Source organism: Streptomyces sp. P13-3-3 (assembly GCF_050571355.1).
In the GTDB taxonomy this organism is placed as follows: domain Bacteria; phylum Actinomycetota; class Actinomycetes; order Streptomycetales; family Streptomycetaceae; genus Streptomyces; species Streptomyces althioticus.
Window position 1 is genome coordinate 5,655,098 of record NZ_CP192228.1, and the last position, 22,414, is coordinate 5,677,511.

Annotated in this window: 17 protein-coding genes; 5 read left to right on the plus strand and 12 right to left on the minus strand. The window is 71.9% G+C overall.

Features of this window, described 5'->3' with window-relative positions:
- Nucleotides 1–56: 56 nt before the first annotated feature.
- From ACQZOG_RS25445 to ACQZOG_RS25460, 4 genes are all read left to right on the plus strand, one after another.
- Complete coding sequence (locus ACQZOG_RS25445) at nt 57–3,968, plus strand: glycoside hydrolase family 2 TIM barrel-domain containing protein (RefSeq protein ID WP_430741841.1); 3,912 nt, start codon at nt 57–59, stop codon at nt 3,966–3,968.
- A 39-nt stretch (nt 3,969–4,007) separates the two neighbouring features.
- Entirely contained in the window at nt 4,008–4,880 is an 873-nt protein-coding gene (locus ACQZOG_RS25450) for a DUF72 domain-containing protein (protein WP_430741842.1), read from the plus strand.
- A gap of 91 nt (nt 4,881–4,971) precedes the next feature.
- A complete protein-coding gene (locus ACQZOG_RS25455) occupies nt 4,972–6,474 on the plus strand; it encodes an AlkA N-terminal domain-containing protein (RefSeq protein ID WP_351031370.1) in 1,503 nt (500 codons plus the stop codon).
- Between the two features lie 19 nt (nt 6,475–6,493).
- Complete coding sequence (locus ACQZOG_RS25460; RefSeq protein WP_359568444.1) at nt 6,494–6,985, plus strand: methylated-DNA--[protein]-cysteine S-methyltransferase; 492 nt, start codon at nt 6,494–6,496, stop codon at nt 6,983–6,985.
- Nucleotides 6,986–7,087: 102 nt separating this feature from the next.
- Here the strand turns inward: ACQZOG_RS25460 and ACQZOG_RS25465 are convergent, their stop codons facing one another.
- From ACQZOG_RS25465 to ACQZOG_RS25475, 3 genes are all read right to left on the minus strand, one after another.
- The gene (locus ACQZOG_RS25465; RefSeq protein ID WP_230229441.1) at nt 7,088–7,813 is read right to left on the minus strand and encodes an SIR2 family NAD-dependent protein deacylase; all 726 of its coding nucleotides are present in this window, start codon (nt 7,811–7,813) and stop codon (nt 7,088–7,090) included.
- 52 nt (nt 7,814–7,865) lie between these two features.
- On the minus strand, nt 7,866–8,369 hold the full coding sequence (locus ACQZOG_RS25470; RefSeq protein ID WP_033273776.1) for an NUDIX domain-containing protein: 504 nt from the start codon (nt 8,367–8,369) through the stop codon (nt 7,866–7,868).
- A 144-nt stretch (nt 8,370–8,513) separates the two neighbouring features.
- On the minus strand, nt 8,514–9,596 hold the full coding sequence (locus tag ACQZOG_RS25475) for an ADP-ribosylglycohydrolase family protein (RefSeq protein ID WP_430741843.1): 1,083 nt from the start codon (nt 9,594–9,596) through the stop codon (nt 8,514–8,516).
- 197 nt (nt 9,597–9,793) lie between these two features.
- Between ACQZOG_RS25475 and ACQZOG_RS25480 the strand changes: the two genes are divergently transcribed.
- Nucleotides 9,794–10,894 (plus strand): glycerate kinase, encoded by a 1,101-nt coding sequence (locus ACQZOG_RS25480; RefSeq protein WP_359597619.1) that lies wholly within the window; start codon nt 9,794–9,796, stop codon nt 10,892–10,894.
- 284 nt (nt 10,895–11,178) lie between these two features.
- Here the strand turns inward: ACQZOG_RS25480 and pssA are convergent, their stop codons facing one another.
- The 9 genes from pssA to ACQZOG_RS25525 form a co-directional block, all read right to left on the minus strand.
- On the minus strand, nt 11,179–11,994 hold the full coding sequence (gene pssA, locus ACQZOG_RS25485; protein ID WP_102640756.1) for a CDP-diacylglycerol--serine O-phosphatidyltransferase: 816 nt from the start codon (nt 11,992–11,994) through the stop codon (nt 11,179–11,181).
- Between the two features lie 22 nt (nt 11,995–12,016).
- Nucleotides 12,017–12,673 carry a phosphatidylserine decarboxylase gene (locus ACQZOG_RS25490; RefSeq protein ID WP_026243357.1) on the minus strand — a complete coding sequence of 219 codons (657 nt, stop codon included), beginning with the start codon at nt 12,671–12,673 and terminating at the stop codon, nt 12,017–12,019.
- Between the two features lie 180 nt (nt 12,674–12,853).
- Entirely contained in the window at nt 12,854–14,059 is a 1,206-nt protein-coding gene (locus tag ACQZOG_RS25495) for an acyl-CoA dehydrogenase family protein (RefSeq protein WP_033273772.1), read from the minus strand.
- A gap of 3 nt (nt 14,060–14,062) precedes the next feature.
- The gene (locus tag ACQZOG_RS25500) at nt 14,063–14,575 is read right to left on the minus strand and encodes a MaoC family dehydratase (RefSeq protein ID WP_033273771.1); all 513 of its coding nucleotides are present in this window, start codon (nt 14,573–14,575) and stop codon (nt 14,063–14,065) included.
- Between the two features lie 5 nt (nt 14,576–14,580).
- Nucleotides 14,581–15,543 carry an HpcH/HpaI aldolase/citrate lyase family protein gene (locus ACQZOG_RS25505; protein WP_037642555.1) on the minus strand — a complete coding sequence of 321 codons (963 nt, stop codon included), beginning with the start codon at nt 15,541–15,543 and terminating at the stop codon, nt 14,581–14,583.
- Nucleotides 15,540–17,567, minus strand: a complete 2,028-nt coding sequence (locus tag ACQZOG_RS25510; RefSeq protein WP_033273769.1) for a protein meaA — start codon at nt 17,565–17,567, stop codon at nt 15,540–15,542. Before ACQZOG_RS25510 ends, ACQZOG_RS25505 begins: the two co-directional genes overlap by 4 nt.
- Nucleotides 17,568–17,579: 12 nt before the next feature.
- Entirely contained in the window at nt 17,580–18,923 is a 1,344-nt protein-coding gene (gene ccrA / locus ACQZOG_RS25515; protein WP_033273768.1) for a crotonyl-CoA carboxylase/reductase, read from the minus strand.
- A 380-nt stretch (nt 18,924–19,303) separates the two neighbouring features.
- Entirely contained in the window at nt 19,304–20,119 is an 816-nt protein-coding gene (locus ACQZOG_RS25520; protein WP_033274134.1) for a TetR family transcriptional regulator, read from the minus strand.
- Nucleotides 20,120–20,282: 163 nt separating this feature from the next.
- The gene (locus ACQZOG_RS25525; protein WP_430741844.1) at nt 20,283–22,088 is read right to left on the minus strand and encodes a 3-hydroxyacyl-CoA dehydrogenase family protein; all 1,806 of its coding nucleotides are present in this window, start codon (nt 22,086–22,088) and stop codon (nt 20,283–20,285) included.
- Nucleotides 22,089–22,414 lie beyond the last annotated feature (326 nt).

Below are 22,414 nucleotides of genomic sequence, written 5' to 3' on the forward strand. Positions count from 1 at the left end.
ATCCGGCGTGCCCTCAGTCCGTGCAGTGCCCTGTCGCACCGAGGAAGGCCACGGTCATGCCGCACCCGCACGTGTCTCCCGCCGCAGGTCCCGCCCGCCCCGTCGTCAGCCGCCGCCGTCTCCTGGAGTCCGGCGCCGCCGTGCTCGGCGCTCTCGCCCTCGCCGCCCCCACCGGCGCCGCGCACGCGTCCGGCCCGCGCCCGCGGGCCGACGACGGCCCACCGGAGTGGAACGACTTCGGCGTCTTCCGCCTCGGCACCGAACCCCCGCACACCACCCTCATGCCGTACGCCGACGTGCCGCAGGCGCTGGCCGCCGACCGCACCCGCTCGCCGTACAGGCTGGACCTCGACGGCACCTGGAAGTTCGCCTACGCGGACCGGCCGGAGGACCGCGACCCCGACTTCCACCGCACCGACACCGACGACCGCGGCTGGGACACGATCCCGGTCCCGTCGGTGTGGCAGCTGCACGGCCACGACTTCCCGATCTACCTGAACATCACCTACCCCTACGGGGGCCCCAACGGCCGCGGCGAGGAACCCCAGCCGCCCGCCGCGCCCACCCGCTACAACCCGGTGGGCCAGTACCGCCGCACCTTCACCGTCCCGCGCGACTGGCGCGGCCGCCGCGTCTTCCTGCACTTCGAGGGCGTCAAGTCCGCGCACTACGTGTGGATCAACGGCGAACTCGTCGGCTACGACGAGGACTCCTACACACCCTCCGAGTACGACGTCACCGACCACCTGCGTCCCGGAACCAACCAGATCGCCGTCGAGGTGTACCGCTACTCCGACGGCGACTGGCTGGAGGACCAGGACATGATCCGGCTGAGCGGCATCTTCCGCTCGGTCCACCTCTACTCCACCCCGCCCGTGCACCTGCGCGACTTCAAGCTGGAGACGCCGCTGAACGACACGTACACCGCCGCGGAACTGGACGTCACCGCACACGTGCGGGCGTACGGCGACGGCGCGGGCGGCGGCCGGTACACCGTCGAGACGCAGCTCTACGACGCGCGCGGGCACGCCGTGTGGTCCCGTCCGCTGCGGCAGACCGCCGACCTGGATTCCGTGGAGGCCGGCCGGGACATCACCGTGCGGGCGTCCCGGGCCGTGCCCGAGCCGCGACTGTGGTCGGCGGAGGACCCGTACCTCTACACGGCCGTCCTCCGGCTCCGCGACCCGTCCGGCACGGTCGTGGAGACCCTCTCCCACCGGGTGGGCATCCGCGAGTTCGCCCTCAAGGACGGGCTGATGCGGATCAACGGCCGCCCCGTCTCCTTCCGCGGCACCAACCGCCACGAGATGCACCCGGCCCGCGGCACCGCCCTCACCCGCGAGGACATGGTCCGGGACATCACGCTCGTCAAGCGGCTCAACATGAACTCCGTCCGCACCTCGCACTACCCGGACAACCCGCTCTGGTACGAACTCGCCGACGCGTACGGCCTCTACCTCGTCGACGAGACCAACCTGGAGACGCACGGCATCCGCGACCGCTACCCCGGCGACCACCCCGACTGGACCGCCGCCTGCGTCGCCCGCGCGCAGAACATGGTCCACCGCGACAAGAACCACCCGTCGGTCGTCATCTGGTCCCTGGGCAACGAGGCCGGCGGCGGCTCCACCTTCACCGCCATGCACGACTGGATCCGCTCCTACGACACCACCCGCGTCATCCAGTACGAGGGCGACGACCGGCCCGGCATCAGCGACATCCGCTCCCGCATGTACGAGAGCCCGTCCCGTGTCGAACAGCGCGCCCTCGACACCGCCGACCCCCGGCCGTACGTGATGATCGAGTACTCCCACGCGATGGGGAACTCCAACGGCAACTTCAAGAAGTACTGGGACGTCGTGCGCCGTCACGACGTGCTCCAGGGCGGCTGGATCTGGGACTTCGCCGACCAGTCCCTCCACACACCGGTCCCCGAACGCGTCCTGCTCACCGAGTCGGGCCCGGCCGCGCTGCGCGGCGAGATCCTCGCCACCCGGGGCCGCCTCGACCGGGAGGCGGGCCTGTCCGGCATCACCGTCTTCGAACGCCACGACGGCCTCGACCTGACCGGCTCCCTCACCCTGGAGGCGTGGTTCACCCCGGGCGTGCCCGGCTCCCACCAGCCGATCGTCGCCAAGGGCGACACCCAGTACGCGCTCAAGCAGACCGACCGCAGGGTGGAGTTCTTCATCCACTCCGACAGCCAGTGGATCGCCGTCAACTGGACGGTCCCGGACGACTGGAGCGGCAGGGAGCACCATGCCGCGGGCGTCTTCGACGCCGACGCCGGCACGCTGACCCTGTACGTCGACGGGGAGGTCCGCGCCACCCGCACCACCGACCGCCGGCCCACCGGCAACACCGCGCCGCTGTCCCTCGCCTCCGACGCCGACAACCAGACCCGTGAGTTCGACGGCACGATCCGCCGGGCCCGCGTCTACGCCCGCGCCCTCACCGCCGCCGAACTGGCCTCCGACGACAGGGGGCCCGGCGACGACGGCGTGCGCTTCTGGTTCGACGCCGCCACGGTGAGGACGGAGCGGAAACGCCCCGCGGCCACGACGTTCCTCGCGTACGGCGGGGACTGGGGTGACAACCCCAACGACGGCGCGTTCGTCGCCGACGGCATCGTCACCGCCGACCGCGAACTCGGCGGCAAGGCGGCCGAGATCAAACGCGTCCACCAGGCCGTCGGCGCCGTTCGCACCCCCGACGGGGGACCGGGCGCGGTCACCCTCACCAACGAGTACCTCTTCACCAACCTCCGCTCCTTCGACGGCCGTTGGGAACTCGTCGCGGACGGCGAGGTGATCGGCCGCGGGCGCATCGGCCGGGACCAGCTCGACGTGACGCCGCTGTCCCGGAAGCGCGTCGAGCTGCCGGTCCGCCTGCCCCGCGACCCGGCCCCGGGCACCGAGTTCTTCCTCCAGCTGTCCTTCACCACGCGGGAGCGCACACCCTGGGCCGACACCGGTTTCGAGGTGGCCCGGCACCAGCTCCCGCTCGACGCGGAGACCCCGGCGGTCGTGCCCGTGCCCCTGTCCCGCGTCCCGGCGCTGCGGCACGAGACACGTGACCAGGACGTCCGCATCACCGGCAAGGGCTTCTCGGTCACCGTCGACCGCCGCACCGGCCTCCTCGCCGACTACGAGGCCGACGGCACCCGCCTCCTCACCTCCGGGCCTGCGCCCAACTTCTGGCGGGCGCCCACCGACAACGACCGCGGCAACGGCCAGCACCTGCGCAACCAGACCTGGCGCGACGCGGGCGCCCGCCGCACGGTCACCGACGTCACCGTACGGCCGCTCGGCGACCGCGCCGTCGAGGTCCGCGTCACCGGCACCCTCCCCACCACGGTCGAGTCCGCGTACTCCACGACGTACACGGTCCTCGGCAACGGCGAGATCAAGGTGGACCACACCCTCCACCCGGGGGCCGCGAACCTTCCCTACATCCCGGAAGTCGGCTCGCTGCTGTTCCTGCCCCGCCGCCTGGACCGGCTGCACTGGTACGGGCGCGGCCCCGAGGAGAACCACTGGGACCGCAACACCGGTACCGACGTGGGCCGTTGGTCGTCCACCGTGGCCGAGCAGTGGACGCCGTACATCCGCCCGCAGGAGAACGGCAACAAGACCGACGTCCGCTGGGCCGCGCTCACCGACCGGACCGGGCGCGGGCTGCTCGTGACGGGGGAACCCCTCGTCGAGATCAACGCCTCGCACTTCACCCCGGAGGACCTGTCCGCGGGCGTCCGGCACGACTACCAGCTCACCCCGCGCGACGCCGTCGTCCTCCGCGTCAACCACCGGCAGATGGGCGTGGGCGGCGACGACAGCTGGGGCGCGCACACCCACGACGAGTTCAAGCTCTTCGCGGACCGCGACCACGCCTACACCTACCGGCTGCGCCCGCTCACCGACGTGGACCGGGCGCACGCCCTGTCCCGCCGGCCCACCGCCGTCGAATAGCGCGGCACACCCGTGGGAGTCCGGGGTAACCGGGCTCCCATGGGTGACATCCTGGTCGGCGCCTGCTCGTGGACGGACCGCCAACTCGTCGCGAGCGGCTGGTATCCGCGCGGGCGGCGCGACGCGGAAGGACGGCTGCGGCATTACGCGGAGCGGCTGCCGGTCGTCGAAGTGGACTCCGGCTACTACGCGTTGCCGCGCCGCCGCAACAGCGAGCTGTGGGTGGAACGCACCCCGGACGGCTTCCGCTTCGACGTCAAGGCGTTCTCCCTGCTCACCGGCCACCCCACCCGGCCCGAGGCGCTCCCGGCCGACCTGCGCGACCGGGTGCCCGCGCGCGGTGCCGCAGGCCCGGCCCTGCTGGACGAGGTGTGGGGCCGCTTCGCGGAGGCCGTCGACCCCCTGCGCGCGGCCGGGCGGCTGGGGGCCGTGCTGTTCCAGTTCCCGCCGTGGTTCACGCCCGGCGCCCCGGCCGAGCGCTTCCTGGAGGACTGCGCGGAACGCACCAAGGGCTGGCCGCTCGCCGTGGAGTTCCGCCACCCGTCCTGGTGGCGTCCGGAACGCGCCGACGAGACAGGGGAGTTGCTGACCTCCCTGGACATGACGGCGGTCGGCACCGACATGGCGCAGGGCCTCACCGCCTCCCTGCCGCCCCTCCTCCCCGTCACCCGGCCCGCCCTGGCCGTCGTACGGTTCCACGGCCGCAACACGGCATGGGGGAGCGGCAGCAAGGAGGACCGCTTCCGCCACGACTACGACGTCACCGAGCTCGCCGCGTGGGCGCCCCGCCTGCGCCGGGCAGCACAGCAGGCGGACGAGCTGCACGTCCTGTTCAACAACTGCTGCGGCGACGCGGCGGTACGGGCGGCGGAGACGATGCGCGACCTGCTGGCCCCGCTGCGGAGGCAATGATCCGCGGAAGCGCAGGACACCGGACGTGGATGTCGGATTCCCGCCAGACCCGGCCCTCCCCGTGCCGGATCCTTGAGGCATGCACCAGGGGATGCACACCGACACCGAGCGCTGCGTGCGCGCCGTGCAGTCGAAGGACGCGCGGTTCGACGGCTGGTTCTACACCGCCGTCCTCACCACCGGCATCTACTGCCGGCCCAGCTGCCCGGCCGTTCCGCCCAGGCCCGAGCACATGGTGTTCCACCCGAGCGCCGCCGCCTGCCAGCAGGCCGGGTTCCGGGCGTGCAAACGCTGCCGCCCCGACACCAGCCCCGGCTCACCCGAGTGGAACGTGCGCGCCGACCTCGTCGCCCGCGCCATGCGGCTCATCGCCGACGGCGTCGTGGACCGCGAGGGTGTCACCGGGCTCGCCGCCCGCCTCGGCTACAGCACTCGTCAGATCGAACGCCAGCTGCTCGCCGAACTGGGCGCGGGCCCTCTCGCCCTGGCCCGTGCCCAGCGGGCGCAGACGGCGCGGCTGCTCGTCGAGACGACCAACCTGCCGATGGCGGACGTCGCCTTCGCGGCAGGCTTCTCCTCCGTACGCACCTTCAACGACACCGTGCGCGAGGTGTTCGCGCTCTCCCCCAGCGAGCTGCGCGCCCGGGCGCCGAAACACGCGGCCGCCGCCACGCCCGGAGTGATCACGCTGCGCCTGCCGTTCCGCGCCCCGCTCCACCCCGACAACCTCTTCGGCCACCTCGCCGCCACCGCCGTCCCCGGAGTGGAGGAGTGGCTCCCCCACAGCCTCGAGGGCGTGGGAGGTACCCCCATCGGTGCGTACCGCCGGACCCTGCGCCTCCCGTACGGCCACGGCATCGTCGCCCTGGCCCCGCGCCCCGACCACATCGCCTGCCGGCTCGCCCTGAGCGACCCGCGGGACCTGACCGTCGCCATCAGCCGCTGCCGCCGCCTGCTGGATCTCGACGCCGACCCGGCCGCCGTCGACGAGCAACTGCGCGCCGACCCCGCGCTCGCGCCCCTGGTCGACAAGGCGCCCGGCCGCCGGGTGCCGCGCACGGTCGACGAGGCGGAGTTCGCCGTCCGCGCGGTCCTCGGACAGCAGGTGTCCACGGCCGCCGCCCGCACCCACGCCGCCCGCCTGGTCACCGCGCACGGCACCCCCGTCGACGACCCCGAGGGCGGCCTCACCCACCTCTTCCCGACGCCGGAGCACCTGGCCGCCCTCGACCCGGACGCCCTCGCCATGCCCCGCACCCGCCGCACCACCCTGACCACCCTGGTCCGGCGGCTCGCGGACGGCGATCTCCGCCTCGGCGCCGACAGCGACTGGCCGGAGACCCGCGCCGCGCTCCTCGCCCTCCCCGGCTTCGGCCCCTGGACCGCCGACGTCATCGCCATGCGCGCCCTCGGCGACCCCGACGCCTTCCTCCCCACCGACCTGGGCGTCCGCCGCGCCGCCCAGGCCCTGGGCCTCCCCTCCACCCCGTCCGCCCTCACCACCCGGGCCGCCGCCTGGCGCCCCTGGCGCGCGTACGCCGTCCAGTACCTCTGGGCGACCGACAGCCACCCGATCAACGTCCTGCCGGCCTGACCCGGCGGCGGAGGACCCGATGAGACAGCACACCGTGACCGACAGCCCCTACGGCCCCCTGACCCTCGTCGCCGACGACGGTGTCCTCTGCGGCCTCTACATGGAGGGGCAGCGCCACCGCCCGCCGGAGGAGACCTTCGGCACGCCCGACGACAGCCCGTTCACGGAGACGAAGGAACAACTGGCCGCCTACTTCGCCGGCGACCTGACCGAGTTCACCGTCCCCCTGCGCCTGCACGGCACCCCGTTCCAGCTCCGCGTGTGGGACCAGCTCCGGCGCATCCCCTACGGCGAGACCCGCACCTACGGCCAGCTCGCCGACCGCCTCGGCAACCCCAAGGCGTCACGAGCCGTCGGCCTCGCCAACGGCCGCAACCCGGTCGGGATCATCGTCCCCTGCCACCGCGTCATCGGCTCCACCGGCAGCCTCACCGGCTACGGCGGCGGCCTGCCCCGCAAACAGCGCCTGCTGGACTTCGAACGCGGAGCGGCCCTGCTCCCGGCGTACTGAGGCCTGGCCGGCGGATCATGCGGGGACGCGGGATTCGCACGCCCTCCCCACCACCCTGAACGGGTGTGGGAGTGGACAGGCGACTCGATCCGCCGGACAGGCCTAGGCGGCGATCCGCCGCAGCAGCGCCGGGAGCGACGTGCCGATCGGTTCGCGGACGACCTCGTCCGCCAGGTCGTCGTACGGCGTCGGTTCCGCGTTGACGACGACCAGGCGGGCGCCGTGGTCGACGGCGACCTGGGCCAGGCCCGCCGCGGGGTGGACCTGGAGACTGGTGCCGGCCGCTATGAAGAGCGTGCAGGCCTTCGTGATCGCCACCGTCTCGCCGAGCACCGCCGGGTCCAGCGCCTCGCCGAACATCACCGTCGCCGGCTTGAGGACGCCGCCGCAGTCGACGCAGGGCGGGTCGTCCTCGCCGGCCGCCAGACGGGCCAGGGCGTCCGCCATCGGCGTCCGCGCGTGGCACTTCGTGCACACGACCGTGCGCGCCGTGCCGTGGAGCTCCAGCACCTTGCGGTCCGGCATGCCGCCGAGCTGGTGCAGGCCGTCCACGTTCTGCGTGATCACCCGCACCGCCGTCCCGGACCGCTCCAGCTCGGCCACCGCGCGGTGCGCGGCGTTGGGCTCGGGCAGGGCGGCGAAGGTCTCCTGCCGCATCCGCCACGACCGGCGGCGGATCTCCGGGTCGGCCATGTAGTACTCGTACGTCACGAGCTTCTCGGCGTCCGGGTCGCGGCGCCACAGCCCGGCGGGCCCGCGGTAGTCGGGGATGCCGGAGTCCGTGCTGACGCCGGCGCCGGTCAGAAGGGCGACGAGGGGCTTGCTCATGCCGCGAGGGTAGGGCGGCCGGGGCGCACCCGGCGAGCGCATTTCGCGCCCCTCAGTGCACCCGGTGGCCGTCCTCCAGCTCCGCCGTGCCCGAGCCGTCCGCCAGCACGTCCAGCGCGGCCAGCACCCGGCGCCCCAGGGAGCCGGGCAGGTGCGCCATGATCTCCTCGCGCTCCACCAGCCGCCACGACAGCAGCTCCTCCTCCTGGAGCCGGATCGCCCTCAGCTCGTCCTCGCCCAGCACCCCGCCGTCGTACAAATACGCCACCAGCGGCGGCACGCCCGGCGTCCGCACCCAGTCCACCGCGAGGAGCCGGCCCAGCGGCCGGTCCAGGCCGATCTCCTCGGCCGTCTCCCGCCGCGCCCCGTCCCGCGGGCTCTCCCCGTCGTCCGACTCGATCGTTCCGCCGGGCAGCGCCCACCCCTCCCGGTAGTTCGGCTCGACGAGCAGCACCCGCCCCGCCGCGTCCCGGAAGAGGGCGGCGGCGCCGGCGAGGACACGGGGGAGGGAGGCGACGTAGCTGGCGAAGTCCTGGGTGTCCTGCGTGGTGGTCATGCGGGAAGGGTAACGGCGGCCGGACGCCCCGCCGGGACCGTCGCGGCGCCGCCCGCCCGGCGCACGGCAGCACACGCCGTCCCATGATCGACACGGCGGGCGCACACGCCGGAGCACGGCCGACGCCGCCGCGGGCCCGAGGGCTCAGCCCTCCGCCTGCGCCAGCCGCAGCGTCCGCTCCGCCAGCTCGCTGATCCGCACCCCGTCGAACCCGAACACCGCGCTGCGCACCGTGTCCTCCAGCGGCTCCTTCCACTGCTCCGGCACGGCCGCCGCCCCGCACATCACGCCCGCCACCGACCCGGCCGTCGCCCCGTTGGAGTCCGTGTCCAGACCACCCCGCACCGTCAGCGCGATGCTCCTGGAGAAGTCGCCGTCGCCGTACAGCAGACCGGCGGTGATCACCGCCGCGTTCGGGACCGTGTGGATCCAGCCGAGCCCCGCCGTCTCCTCCTCCAGCGTGGCCAGCGTGTCATCCCACGGCAGGCCGCTCTCGTGCAGCGCCGTCACCCGGCGCACCGTGCGCGCCAGCCTGCTGCTCGCCGGGACCACCGCCAGCGCCTCGTCCACCGCTTCCCGCGCCGTCGCCGCCGTGAACGCCGCCGCGACCAGCGCCGCCGCCCACATCGCGCCGTACACCCCGTTCCCCGTGTGCGACAGCACCGCGTCCTTGCGGGCCAGCGCGGCGGCCCGGCGCGGCGCGCCCGGCGAGACCCAGCCGTGCACGTCGGCGCGGATCAGCGCGCCGATCCACTCCTGGTACGGGTTGTCGTACGTCGCCGTCAGCGGCGGCCGCAGCCCGTTCGCCAGGTTCCGGTACGCCGCCCGCTCGGCGGTGAACGTCTGCAGGTACGGCAGCCGCAGCAGCCACAGGTCGCCCACCTGCTCGGTGCTGAAGCCGAAGCCGTGCGTCTCCAGCAGGTGCAGGCCGAGGACCGCGTAGTCGACGTCGTCGTCCCGGCAGCTGCCGTGGACCCGGCCGCGCACGCAGGAGCGCCACTCCGGACGCAGCGCCCGCTCGTCCTCCTCCGTCGGGGGTTCCGGCAGGTAGTCGGCCAGCGGCAGCGCGTCCGCCGCCCGCAGGTAGCGGTCGATGCGGTCCCGCGTCCACACCTCGCCCTGCTCCACCGGCTTGCCGAGCATGTTGCCCGCGATGCGGCCCAGCCAGCCGCCGAGAACGCGGTCGGCGAGCCCGGTCACGGTGGTCACTCCGGTCGTGGCGGTCATGGGACCGGTCTACCCGTTTCCGGGCGGTTCCGTGCCCGTCCACGGGCCGGTCGGGGCATGGCGGGACCGTGGGCAGGCGGTTAGGGTCGCAGCGGCGCGACAGGCCCCGGCACGCGCGCGGGGCCCGATGAACGAGGGGAAGCCAGGTGGCGGACGCTGCAGGAAGCGGTACGCGTAGGACGCCGTCGGCCCAGCGGGTGCTGGTCGCCGCGGACAAGTTCAAGGGGTCGCTGACGGCCGTGGAGGTCGCCGAGCGGGTCACCGCCGGGCTCCGCGCGGTCCGGCCGGACGTCCAGGTCGAGGCGCTGCCGGTGGCCGACGGCGGTGACGGCACGGTGGCGGCGGCCGTCGCGGCCGGGTTCGAACGGCACGAGGTACGGGTCTCCGGACCGCTCGGTGACGAGGTGACCGCCGCCTACGCGCTGCGGGACGGCACCGCCGTCGTGGAGATGGCGGAGGCCAGCGGGCTGCAGCGGCTGCCGGAGGGCGTCTTCGCCCCGCTCACCGCGTCCACCTACGGCTCCGGGGAGCTGCTGCGGGCCGCGCTGGACGCGGGCGCGCGGAGCATCGTGTTCGGCGTCGGCGGCAGCGCGACGACCGACGGCGGGGCGGGGATGCTGGCCGCGCTGGGCGCGCGGTTCCTGACGGCGTCGGGCGAGCCGGCCGGCCCCGGGGGCGCCGCGCTGGCGGAGGTGGCGACCGCGGACCTGTCCGGCCTCGACCCGCGGCTGCGGTCGGTGGAGGTCGTGCTGGCGAGCGACGTCGACAACCCGCTGACCGGGCCGAAGGGCGCGGCTGCGGTGTACGGGCCGCAGAAGGGCGCCTCGCCGGAGGACGTGGAGCGGCTGGACGCGGCGCTGGGGCACTTCGCGAAGGTGCTGGACGCGGCCGAGCTCGCGGCGTCGCCGGGGGCGGGGGCCGCGGGGGGTGTCGGCTTCGGGGCGCTGCTCGTGGGGGCGCGGTTCCGTCCCGGCATCGAGGTGATGCTGGACGTGCTGGGCTTCGCCGCCGCGCTGGAGCGGGCGGATCTGGTGATCACGGGGGAGGGGTCGCTGGACGAGCAGACGCTGCACGGGAAGGCGCCGGCGGGGGTCGCCGCGGCGGCTCGGGCGGCCGGGAAGGACGTGGTCGCGGTGTGCGGGCGGCTGGCGCTGGCGCCGGAGGTGCTGGGGCGGGCCGGTGTCCGGCGGGCGTACGCCCTGACGGACGTGGAGCCGGACGTGGCGAAGTGCATCGCCGATGCGGGGCCGATCCTGGAGCGGACGGCGGCGCGGATCGCGCGGGACTACCTGGTCTGACCTGACCGACGGTCTCTCGCCCCCGCCGCCCCTTCCCTTCCCGTCCCCGGGGGCTGCGCCCCCGGACCCCCTTGTCGGCCCTTCGGGCCTCGTCCTCAAACGCCGGACGGGCTGGATGTAGCACCCGTAACGGGTGGTGGGTGGGCGAAGGCCGGGGGTCTGGGGGCGGAGCCCCCAGGCGGTGCGCTGGGAACACCCGAGTCGGGTGGGCGGGTGGGCAAAAAAGAACCGGGGTCCGGACCCACAGCTGGGTCCGGACCCCGGAAAGACACGCGCGCCGTGCGCTACGGCAACTGCGCCGCCCGAGCCTCACGCCGGTTGTCGCGGAAGTTGTTCACCCGCCGCGCCGTGGCGAACAGCGGAATCACCGCCCCCATCACCAGCTGCAGCGCGCACCCCGTCTGCAGCAGCAGCTGCCCGCTCGGCGCGTCGAAGGCCCATGCCGCCAGCAGCCCCATCGACAGCACGATCCACGACAGCATCGCCACGGCGAGCCGCCCCCGCGGCTTCGGGTACTCGACGCGGCTCACCATCAGCCACGCCGTGCCGATGATCGCCAGCAGCGTCGCCACGAAGGGCAGCTCCAGCAGCACGATCGACACGACCGTCAGCGCCCCGAAGGGCGACGGCATGCCCTGGAAGGTGCCGTCCTTCACCGTGACGCAGGAGAACCGCGCCAGTCTCAGCACCACCGCCAGCAGCACCACGATCGCCCCGACCGCGGCGACCCTCTGGTGCGCGTCGTCCGCGACCATGCCGTAGACGAGGACGAAGTACGCCGGCGCCAGGCCGAAGCTGATCAGGTCCGAGAGGTTGTCCAGCTCGGCGCCCATCGGCGAGGAGCGCAGCTTGCGCGCCACCAGGCCGTCGAACAGGTCGAAGACCGCCGCGCACAGCATCAGGATGACCGCCGTGGCCGCGCTGTGGCGGGCCATGCCGGTCTCCTGGCTGCCCTGCAGGTGCGGGATCAGGATGCCGGTGGTGGTGAAGTACACCGCCATGAAGCCGCACGTGGCGTTGCCCAGCGTGAGGGTGTCCGCTATCGACAGGCGCAGCGACAGAGGCATCTCCTCGTCGTCGTCCTCGTCGGCCTCCGGCACCCAGCCGGCCTGGGTCTCTGGATCAACCACGGTCAATGCGAGTCACCCCAGCCACGGTCTTCTGGCCCACTTCGACATCGACCTCAACACCCTCGGGCAGGTAGATGTCGACGCGCGAGCCGAAGCGGATGAGACCGATGCGCTCGCCCTGTTCGACCTTGGTGCCCTGCGGCACGTAGGGGACGATGCGGCGGGCCACCGCGCCGGCGATCTGGACCATCTCGATGTCACCGAGCTCGGTGTCGAAGTGCCACACCACGCGCTCGTTGTTCTCGCTCTCCTTGTTGAAGGCGGGAACGAAGCCACCGGGGATGTGCTCGACCGACGTCACGGTGCCGGCCAGGGGGGCGCGGTTCACGTGGACGTTGAGCGGGCTCATGAAGATCGCGACGCGGGTGCGCCCGTCCTTCCAGGGCATGATGCTCTGCACCACACCGTCGGCGGGCGAGATGACCCGGCCCTGGGCGATCTCGCGCTCGGGGTCGCGGAAGAACCACAGCATCCCCGCCGCGAGAGCGGTGGCGGGGACGGCGACGGCCTTGGCGGCGCCCGAGCGGCGGGCGCGGAGCAGACTCACGGCTGCGGTGGCGACGGTCGGCAGAAGCCACGGCGATGCTCCGCGCGCGAGGCGTACGCCGGCGAGGCTGTCGCGGTGTGCAGAGGTTTGGCTGTGGGGCATGGATGACCTTCGTAGCGGATGATGCCGCGCAACTGCGGGGGACGGCGGCTTTCCGGCGATCGTAGCGGCTCCCGGCCGCAACTGGGTAAGCCAGGCAACCAAGTCGGCGGCCGAAGAACGCATACGGGGTGTGATCCTCTTCCTCAAGAAAACACCCCGTATCCGGACATCTGACCCTGCTCAGCCCTGGAATCGATACTCTTCGAGCAGTCGACGGCCGATGATCATTTTCTGGATCTCGGCGGTGCCCTCACCGATCAGCAGCATCGGGGCCTCCCGGTAGAGGCGCTCGATCTCGTACTCCTTCGAGAAGCCGTAGCCGCCGTGGATCCGGAAGGCGTCCTCCACGACCTCCTTGCAGTACTCGGAGGCGAGGTACTTCGCCATCCCTGCCTCGAGGTCGTTTCGCTCCCCGGAGTCCTTTTTGCGCGCTGCGTTGACCATCATGGCATGCGCGGCCTCCACCTTGGTAGCCATCTCGGCCAGCTTGAACTGGATGGCCTGGTGCTGGGCGATCGGCTTGCCGAAAGTGTGACGCTGCTGGGCGTACTGGACGCCCAGTTCGAAGGCACGCTGTGCGACGCCGCAGCCACGCGCCGCGACGTTCACACGGCCGACCTCGACGCCGTCCATCATTTGGTAAAAACCTCGGCCGGTGACGCCGCCGAGCACCCGATCGGCGGGAACGCGCAGGCCGTCCATGATGAGCTCGGTCGTGTCGACGCCCTTGTAGCCCATCTTGTCGATCTTGCCGGGGATGGTCAGGCCCGGACGGACCTCACCGAAGCCCGGCTCCTTCTCCACCAGAAAGGTGGTCATCGACTTGTGCGGCGCGGTGCCCTCGGGGTGTCCTTCGTCACTTCGCACCAGAACGGCCACCAGCGACGACGTTCCGCCGTTCGTCAGCCACATCTTCTGGCCGTTGAGGACGTACTCGTCGCCGTCCTTGACCGCCTTGGACGTGATGGCCGACACGTCCGAGCCGAGTCCCGGCTCCGACATCGAGAAGGCGCCGCGGACGTCGCCGGCCGCCATCCGGGGAAGGAAGTGGTCCTTCTGCTCCTGCGTGCCGTGCTGCTTGAGCATGTACGCCACGATGAAGTGCGTGTTGATGATGCCGGACACCGACATCCAGCCGCGGGCGATCTCCTCCACGCACAGCGCGTACGTGAGGAGGGACTCGCCCAGGCCGCCGTACTCCTCGGGGATCATCAGGCCGAAGAGACCCAGCTCCTTCAGCCCGTCGACGATCTGCTGCGGATACTCGTCGCGGTGCTCCAGGTCGGTGGCGACCGGGATGATCTCCTTGTCCACGAAGTCCCGGACGGTGGACAGGATCTCCTGCTGGACGTCGGTCAGACCGGCGGTCCGGGCGAGACGGGCCATCGCTTACTTCCCCTGTTCCTTCAGCTCGGGGCGGCCGGGCTGCTCGCCGCCGCGCTCCTTGATGTACGTCTCGGTGGGCACCATCACCTTGCGGCGGAACACGCAGACCAGCGTGCCGTCCTGCTTGTAGCCCTTGGTCTCGACGTACACGATGCCGCGGTCGTTCTTCGACTTCGACGGCCACTTGTCCAGGACGGTCGTCTGCCCGTAGATCGTGTCGCCGTGGAAGGTCGGCGCCACGTGCTTGAGCGACTCGATCTCCAGGTTGGCGATCGCCTTGCCGGAGATGTCCGGCACGCTCATGCCGAGCAGCAGCGAGTAGATGTAGTTCCCGACGACGACGTTCTTGCCGAAGTCCGTCGTCTTCTCCGCATAGTTCACGTCCATGTGGAGCGGGTGGTGGTTCATGGTGAGGAGACAGAACAGGTGGTCGTCGTACTCGGTGACCGTCTTGCCCGGCCAGTGCTTGTACGTCGCCCCGACCTCGAACTCCTCGTAGGTGCGTCCGAACTGCATGACGGTCAGGCCTCCGGGATCTCGAACTTCGACGTGCGCCGCATGCCGGCGGCGCGGCCCTTGCCCGAGATGACCAGGGCCATCTTGCGGCTGGCCTCGTCGATCATCTCGTCGCCGAGCATCGCGGAGCCCTTCTTGCCGCCCGCCTCGGACGTGTAGTAGTCGTACGCGTCCAGGATCAGCTCGGCGTGGTCGTAGTCCTCCTGCGACGGCGAGAAGATCTCGTTGGACGCCTCGACCTGGCCCGGGTGCAGCACCCACTTGCCGTCGAAGCCGAGCGCGGCGGCGCGCTGGGCGACCTCGCGGTAGCCGTCGACGTTGCGGATCTGCAGGTAGGGGCCGTCGATCGCCTGGAGGTCGTTGGCGCGGGCGGCCATCAGGATCTTCATCAGGATGTAGTGGTAGGCGTCCGCCGGGTAGCCGGGCGGCTGCTCGCCCACGACCAGCGACTTCATGTTGATGGACGCCATGAAGTCGGCCGGGCCGAAGATGATGGTCTCCAGGCGCTGGGAGGCCTGGGCGATCTCGTTGACGTTGTTCAGGCCCTGCGCGTTCTCGATCTGCGCCTCGATGCCGATCTTGCCGACCTCGAAGCCCATGGTCTTCTCGATCTGCGTGAGCAGCAGGTCGAGGGCGACGATCTGCTGGGCGTCCTGCACCTTCGGCAGCATGATGCAGTCGAGGTTCTGGCCCGCGCCCTCGACGACCGTCACGACGTCCCGGTACGTCCACTCGGTCGTCCAGTCGTTGACGCGCACCACGCGGGTCTTGCCGGTCCAGTCGCCCTCGTTGAGGAACTTGACGATGGTGTGGCGCGCCTCGGGCTTGGCGAGCGGGGCGCAGGCGTCCTCGAGGTCCAGGAAGACCTGGTCGGCGGGGAGGCCCTGCGCCTTCTCCAGGAAGCGGGGGTTGCTTCCCGGTACCGCCAGACAGGAGCGGCGGGGGCGAAGGCGGTTGACGGTTGTCATGCGGGGACCTCCAGGGGGTCGAGCTTGTTCGCGTTGCGGATCTCGTCGACGATGCGGCCGATGATCCCGGTGATGTCGAAGTCCTTCGGCGTGAAGACCGCGGCGACTCCCGCGGCCCGCAGCTGTTCGGCGTCACCGCTGGGGATGATGCCACCGGCGATCACGGGAATGTCCGTGGCGCCGGCCACACGGAGCCGTTCGAGCACGTCCGGCACCAGCTGGGCGTGCGATCCGGAGAGGATCGACAGGCCCACCGCGTGGACGTCCTCCGCCAGCGCGGCGTCCACGATCTGCTCCGGGGTGAGCCGGATGCCCTGGTAGACCACCTCGAACCCGGCGTCGCGGGCCCGCACGGCGATCTGCTCGGCGCCGTTGGAGTGACCGTCCAGGCCCGGCTTGCCGACCAGGAAGCGCAGCTTGCCGACGCCCAGGTCCTTCGCCGTGAGTTCCACCTTCCGGCGGACCTCCGACAGGGCGGAGCCCTCCTCGGCGGTGACCGCGACGGGGGCCGAGGAGACACCGGTCGGCGCCCGGAACTCGCCGAACACCTCGCGCAGCGCGCCGGCCCACTCGCCGGTCGTGACGCCGGCCCGTGCGCACTCCAGGGTGGCCTCCATCAGGTTGTCGGTGCCGCGCGCGGCCTCCTTCAGCTTCTCCAGCGCCTTGCACGGGCGCGGGTGGTTGAAGGGCGGCTGGTAGCGGGTGTCGCGCCAGTTCTGCAGCGAGGCGATCACCCGCGCCTCCACCGCGGGGTCGACGGTCTGGATGGCGGTGTCCAGGTCGGCGGTGAGCGGGTTGGGTTCGGTGCCCTCGAAGGCGTTGACACCGATGATCTTCTCCTCGCCGGACTCGATCCGGGCGCGGCGCGCCGCGTGCGAGGAGACGAGCTGGGACTTGAGGTAGCCGGACTCCACGGCGGCCATCGCGCCGCCCATCTCCTGGATCCGCTCGATCTCCGCGGTCGCCTCGGCGACGAGCTCCCCGACCTTCGCCTCGATCACCTTCGAGCCCTCGAAGATGTCCTCGTACTCCAGCAGGTCGCTCTCGTAGGCGAGGACCTGCTGGATGCGCAGGGACCACTGCTGGTCCCAGGGGCGGGGCAGGCCGAGCGCCTCGTTCCAGGCGGGCAGCTGCACGGCACGCGCGCGGGCGTCCTTGGAGAGGGTGACGGCCAGCATCTCCAGCACGATCCGCTGGACGTTGTTCTCCGGCTGCGCCTCGGTCAGCCCGAGGGAGTTGACCTGGACGCCGTAGCGGAAGCGGCGGTGCTTGGGGTTCTCGATGCCGTACCGCTCGCGGGTGACGGTGTCCCAGATGCGGCCGAAGGCGCGCATCTTGCACATCTCCTCGACGAAGCGGACGCCCGCGTTCACGAAGAAGGAGATGCGGCCGACGACGTCGCCCATCCGCTCCTGAGGCACCTGGCCGCTGTCGCGCACGGCGTCGAGCACGGCGATGGCGGTGGACATCGCGTACGCGATCTCCTGCACCGGCGTGGCCCCGGCCTCCTGCAGGTGGTAGCTGCAGATGTTGATCGGGTTCCACTTCGGGATGTGGGAGACCGTGTACGCGATCATGTCGGTCGTCAGGCGGAGCGAGGGCCCGGGCGGGAAGACGTGCGTCCCGCGGGACAGGTACTCCTTGACGATGTCGTTCTGGGTCGTGCCCTGGAGCTTGGTGATGTCCGCGCCCTGCTCCTCGGCGACGACCTGGTAGAGCGCCAGCAGCCACATGGCGGTGGCGTTGATCGTCATCGAGGTGTTCATCTGCTCCAGGGGGATGTCCTGGAACAGCCGGCGCATGTCACCGAGGTGCGAGACGGGCACCCCGACCCGGCCGACCTCGCCGCGGGCGAGGACGTGGTCGGGGTCGTAGCCGGTCTGCGTCGGCAGGTCGAACGCGACCGACAGCCCGGTCTGGCCCTTGGCGAGGTTGCGCCGGTACAGCTCGTTGGACGCCTCGGCGGTCGAGTGGCCGGCGTACGTCCGCATGAGCCACGGACGGTCCTTCTGGCGCTCTGTCATGTCCGTCCTGCCTCAGACGTTCCGGAAGCGGTTGATCGCGTCGATGTGCTTGGCCCGCTTCTCGTGGTCGCGCACGCCGAGGCCCTCCTCGGGGGCGAGGCACAGCACGCCGACCTTGCCCTGGTGGAGGTTGCGGTGCACGTCGTACGCGGCCTGCCCGGTGTCCTCCAGGTTGTAGGTCTTCGAGAGGGTGGGGTGGATCTTGCCCTTGGCGATGAGGCGGTTGGCCTCCCAGGCCTCGCGGTAGTTGGCGAAGTGGGAGCCGATGATGCGCTTCAGGGACATCCACAGGTAGCGGTTGTCGTACTGGTGCATGTAGCCGGAGGTCGAGGCGCACGTGGTGATGGTGCCGCCCTTGCGGGTGACGAAGACCGAGGCGCCGAAGGTCTCGCGGCCGGGGTGCTCGAAGACGATGTCGATGTCCTCGCCGCCGGTGAGTTCGCGGATGCGCTTGCCGAAGCGCTTCCACTCCTTGGGGTCCTGGGTGTTCTCGTCCTTCCAGAACTTGTAGCCCTCGGCGTTGCGGTCGATGATCGCCTCGGCGCCCATCTTCCGGCAGATCTCCGCCTTCTGGTCGCTGGAGACGACGCAGATCGGGTTGGCGCCGCCGGCCAGCGCGAACTGGGTGGCGTAGGAGCCGAGGCCGCCGCTGGCGCCCCAGATGAGGACGTTGTCGCCCTGCTTCATGCCGGCGCCGTTGCGGGAGACCAGCTGCCGGTAGGCGGTGGAGTTGACCAGGCCGGGGGCCGCGGCCTCCTCCCAGCTGAGGTGGTCCGGCTTCGGCATGAGCTGGTTGGACTTCACGAGCGCGATCTCGGCGAGGCCGCCGAAGTTGGTCTCGAAGCCCCAGATGCGCTGCTCGGGGTCGAGCATCGTGTCGTTGTGCCCGTCGGAGGACTCCAGCTCGACGGACAGACAGTGCGCGACGACCTCGTCGCCGGGCTTCCAGGAGTTGACTCCGGGACCGGTGCGCAGTACGACGCCCGCGAGGTCGGAGCCGATGATGTGGTACGGCAGGTCGTGGCGCTTGGCCAGCTCGCTGGTGCGGCCGTAGCGCTCGAGGAACCCGAAGGTGGACAGCGGCTCGAAGATCGAGGTCCACACCGAGTTGTAGTTGACCGAGGAGGCCATCACGGCGACCAGGGCCTCGCCGGGGCCCAGTTCGGGCAGCGGCACGTCGTCCAGGTGGATCGACTTGCGGGGGTCCTTGTCGCGGGTGGCCAGGCCCGCGAACATCTCCGTCTCGTCCTTGTGCACGGTGATCGCGCGGTACGACTCGGGGAGCGGCAGGGCGGCGAAGTCCTCCGACGTGGAGTCGGGCGACTGGATCGCGGCCAGGATGTCCTTGACGGTCACGGTGTTGCCTCCGGCGATGGGCGCCCCGAGGGAGGGGCGCTGAGGGTTACGTCGGGTGTGCTGCTGAGGGTTGAGGGGTGCCGTCGGTTCGGCGGGTGGTGCTTCGGCAGCGCGTGGTTGCGCGGGAGGGTGCCTGTGACGCAGGCGCCGGACGTGCGGGTGGTGGACCCGCCGGGACTCGCCCGGACTCCTTCAACGTATGGCACGCCGTGTCAGTCGGCAAGGCACTGCGTGCCAGAACTTGCTCTCAGGTGAAATCTTTACGCCTCAGATGAGCGATGATCGATCGAAACGCCTCGGAAACGCGGGCGAAAAGCGCCCCTGACATGGCAAAACGGCCACCCCGAAGGGTGGCCGTCATCACAGCTTCGTAAGGCGGGTCAGCGCTCCTTGAGGGCCCTCTCGATGGCCTCCATGACCTCCTCCAGCGGGGCGTCGGTCCGGGCGACCGTCACCAGCACCTCGCCGTGCGCGGACGCCGTGGCCGCCGGCGGCCGCTGCGGGGCGGCCGTGCGCCGGCCCGCCATGATCCCCGTGCCGAACGTCTTCCGCACGATCGCGAAGGCGTGGTCCAGCTGCGCCTCCACGTCCCCCTGGCCGCCCGCCCGCAGCCAGCGCCGCAGCACGTGGTTGTGCGCCGTGACCACGGCGGACGCGGCGACCTCCGCCAGCAGCGGGTCGTCGTTCGCGTCGTCGTCGTGCGCGTGCTCGTCGAAGTGGCCCAGCAGATAGCGGGTGAACAGCCGCTCGTAGCGGGCCACCGAGGCGATCTCCGCCTCCCGCAGGGTGGGCACCTCACGGGTCAGCTTGTAGCGCGCGACCGAGATGTCCGGCCGCGCCGCGTACATCTTCATGACCTCTTTGATGCCCCGGCACACCGTGTCGAGCGGGTGCTCGTGGGCGGGGGCGGCGTTGAGCACCGCCTCGGCGCGCACCAGGGTGTCGTCGTGGTCGGGGAAGATCGCCTCTTCCTTGGAGCGGAAGTGGCGGAAGAACGTGCGGCGGGCCACCCCGGCGGCGGCCGCGATCTCGTCGACGGTGGTCGCCTCGTACCCCTTGGTCGCGAACAGCTCCATCGCGGCGGCCGCGAGCTCCCGGCGCATTTTCAGCCGCTGGGCGGCGGCACGCGAGCCGGCGGTGGACTCCGGCGGCTCTGTCGTGGCTGGCGTACGTACGGACTTGGCGGGCTGGGACATGCCCTGAACGTACTGCATGCGCGCGGCACGGTGCGCGTGACCGGGGCTTCCCCCGCCCTCGGGGGGCGGGGGAGGGGCGGTGCGGGCGGGCGGCGGGAACCGGTCGGGGTCCAGCAGCCCGCCCCACTCGGCACCGTCCGGGAGCGGCTCGCCGGGGTACCGCTCAGCGCTTGGCATATTCGCGGAAGCCGCGGCCGGTCTTCCGGCCGAGGCAGCCCGCGGCCACCAGGTGCTCCAGCAGGGGCGCCGGGGCCAGGCCCGGGTCGCGGAACTCGCGGTGGAGCACCTTCTCGATGGCCAGCGACACGTCCAGCCCGACGACGTCCAGCAGTTCGAACGGCCCCATCGGGTAGCCGCCGCCCAGCTTCATCGCGGCGTCGATGTCGTCGAGGGTGGCGTAGTGCTCCTGCACCATCTTGACCGCGTTGTTCAGGTACGGGAACAGCAGCGCGTTGACGATGAACCCGGCCCGGTCGCCGCAGTCCACGGCGTGCTTGCGGATCTTCGCGCAGACCTCGCGCACGGTGGCGTGGACGTCGTCGGCGGTCAGGACCGTACGCACCACCTCGACCAGCTTCATCGCCGGCGCCGGGTTGAAGAAGTGCATGCCGATCACGTCCTGCGGGCGCGAGGTGGCGCGGGCGCAGGCGACGACGGGCAGGGACGACGTGGTGGTGGCGAGCACCGCGCCCGGCTTGCAGACCTTGTCCAGCGTGGTGAACAGCTGCCGCTTGACCTCCAGGTCCTCGGCGACCGCCTCGACCGCGAAGTCGACGTCGGCGAAGTCGTCGTAGGTGCCCGTCGCGCGGATCAGGTCCAGGGTGCTCGCGGCGGCCTCGGCGGTCATCCGGCCCTTGTCGACCGAGCGGGACAGCGACTTGCCGATGCGGGCCTTCGCCGCCTGCGCCTTCTCCTCGCTGCGGGCGGCCAGGACGACCTCGAAGCCGGCCTTGGCGAAGACCTCGGCGATGCCGGACGCCATCGTGCCCGAACCGGCCACGCCCACCGAGCGCACCGGGCGGCCGGCGGCCGACGGGCCGTCCTCGCGCGGGGTGAGGGCGTCCGCCACGACCGTGCCGCTGCCCGGCGCCTCGTAGGTGTAGAAGCCGCGGCCCGCCTTGCGGCCGGTCAGGCCCGCCTCGCTGAGCTGCTTGAGGATCGGCGCGGGGGCGTGCAGCCGGTCGCGGGAGGCGGTGTACATGGCCTCCAGGACCGTGCGGGCGGTGTCGATGCCGATCAGGTCCAGCAGCGCCAGGGGGCCCATCGGCAGGCCGCAGCCCAGCCGCATCGCGGCGTCGATGTCCTCACGGGAGGCGTACCGGGCCTCGTACATCGCGGCGGCCTGGTTCAGGTAGCCGAACAGCAGCCCGTCGGCGACGAATCCGGGCCGGTCGCCGACCGCCACCGGTTCCTTGCCCAGGTCCAGGGCGAGGTCGGTGACGGCGGTGACGGCGGCGGGCGCGGTCAGCACGCTGGAGACCACCTCGACCAGCTTCATCGCGGGCGCCGGGTTGAAGAAGTGCAGGCCCAGCACGCGCTCCGGGTGGGCGGAGTCGGCGGCGAGCCGGGTGACGGAGAGCGCGTTGGTGCCGGTGGCCAGGACGGCGTCCGGCCGCACGATGCCGTCCAGCTCCCGGAAGATCTGCTGCTTGATCTCGTACGACTCCGGCGCGACCTCGATCACCAGGTCGGCGGGCGCGGCGGCCGAGAGGTCGGTGCCGGTGGTGACGCGGGCGAGGAGCTCCACGCGCTGCTGCCCGGTCAGCCGGCCGCGCTCGACGGCGCGGGCGGTGGAGGCCTCCAGGGCGGCGACGCACTTCGCGGCCTGGGCCTCCTGGACGTCGATACCGATCACGTCGCGGCCTGCGGCGGCCAGGACCTCGGCGATGCCGGTGCCCATCGTGCCGAGGCCGACCACGGCGACGGTCCGGAGCGGGGACAGAGGAGTGTCGGACTGGGGAGTGGCCATCGCGGGACTCCAGGAATGAGGGTGACGACGGAAGCAGCGCCCGGGTGCGCCGGAAGGCGCACCGGGTGCGTGCGTGGATGCGGGTGTTGGCCGGGCTGCGAGCGCACACGCCCGGACCGCCGGAGACCCGGCGGCGGATCCGACCGGCCCTGTCCCGGGGCCGAGCCGTACTGCGGTACACGGGGTACCGAACCGACTGCGACTCACTGCGGCCGCGTCACCAGACCGCCGTGAGGAGGGTGCGAGTGGGTAACTCGCTCGTCTGAGATTAACTCGCCGGTAACGAGCGCGCCAGCCCCCGGATTTGTGAGGTGGGTCCCGTGCCC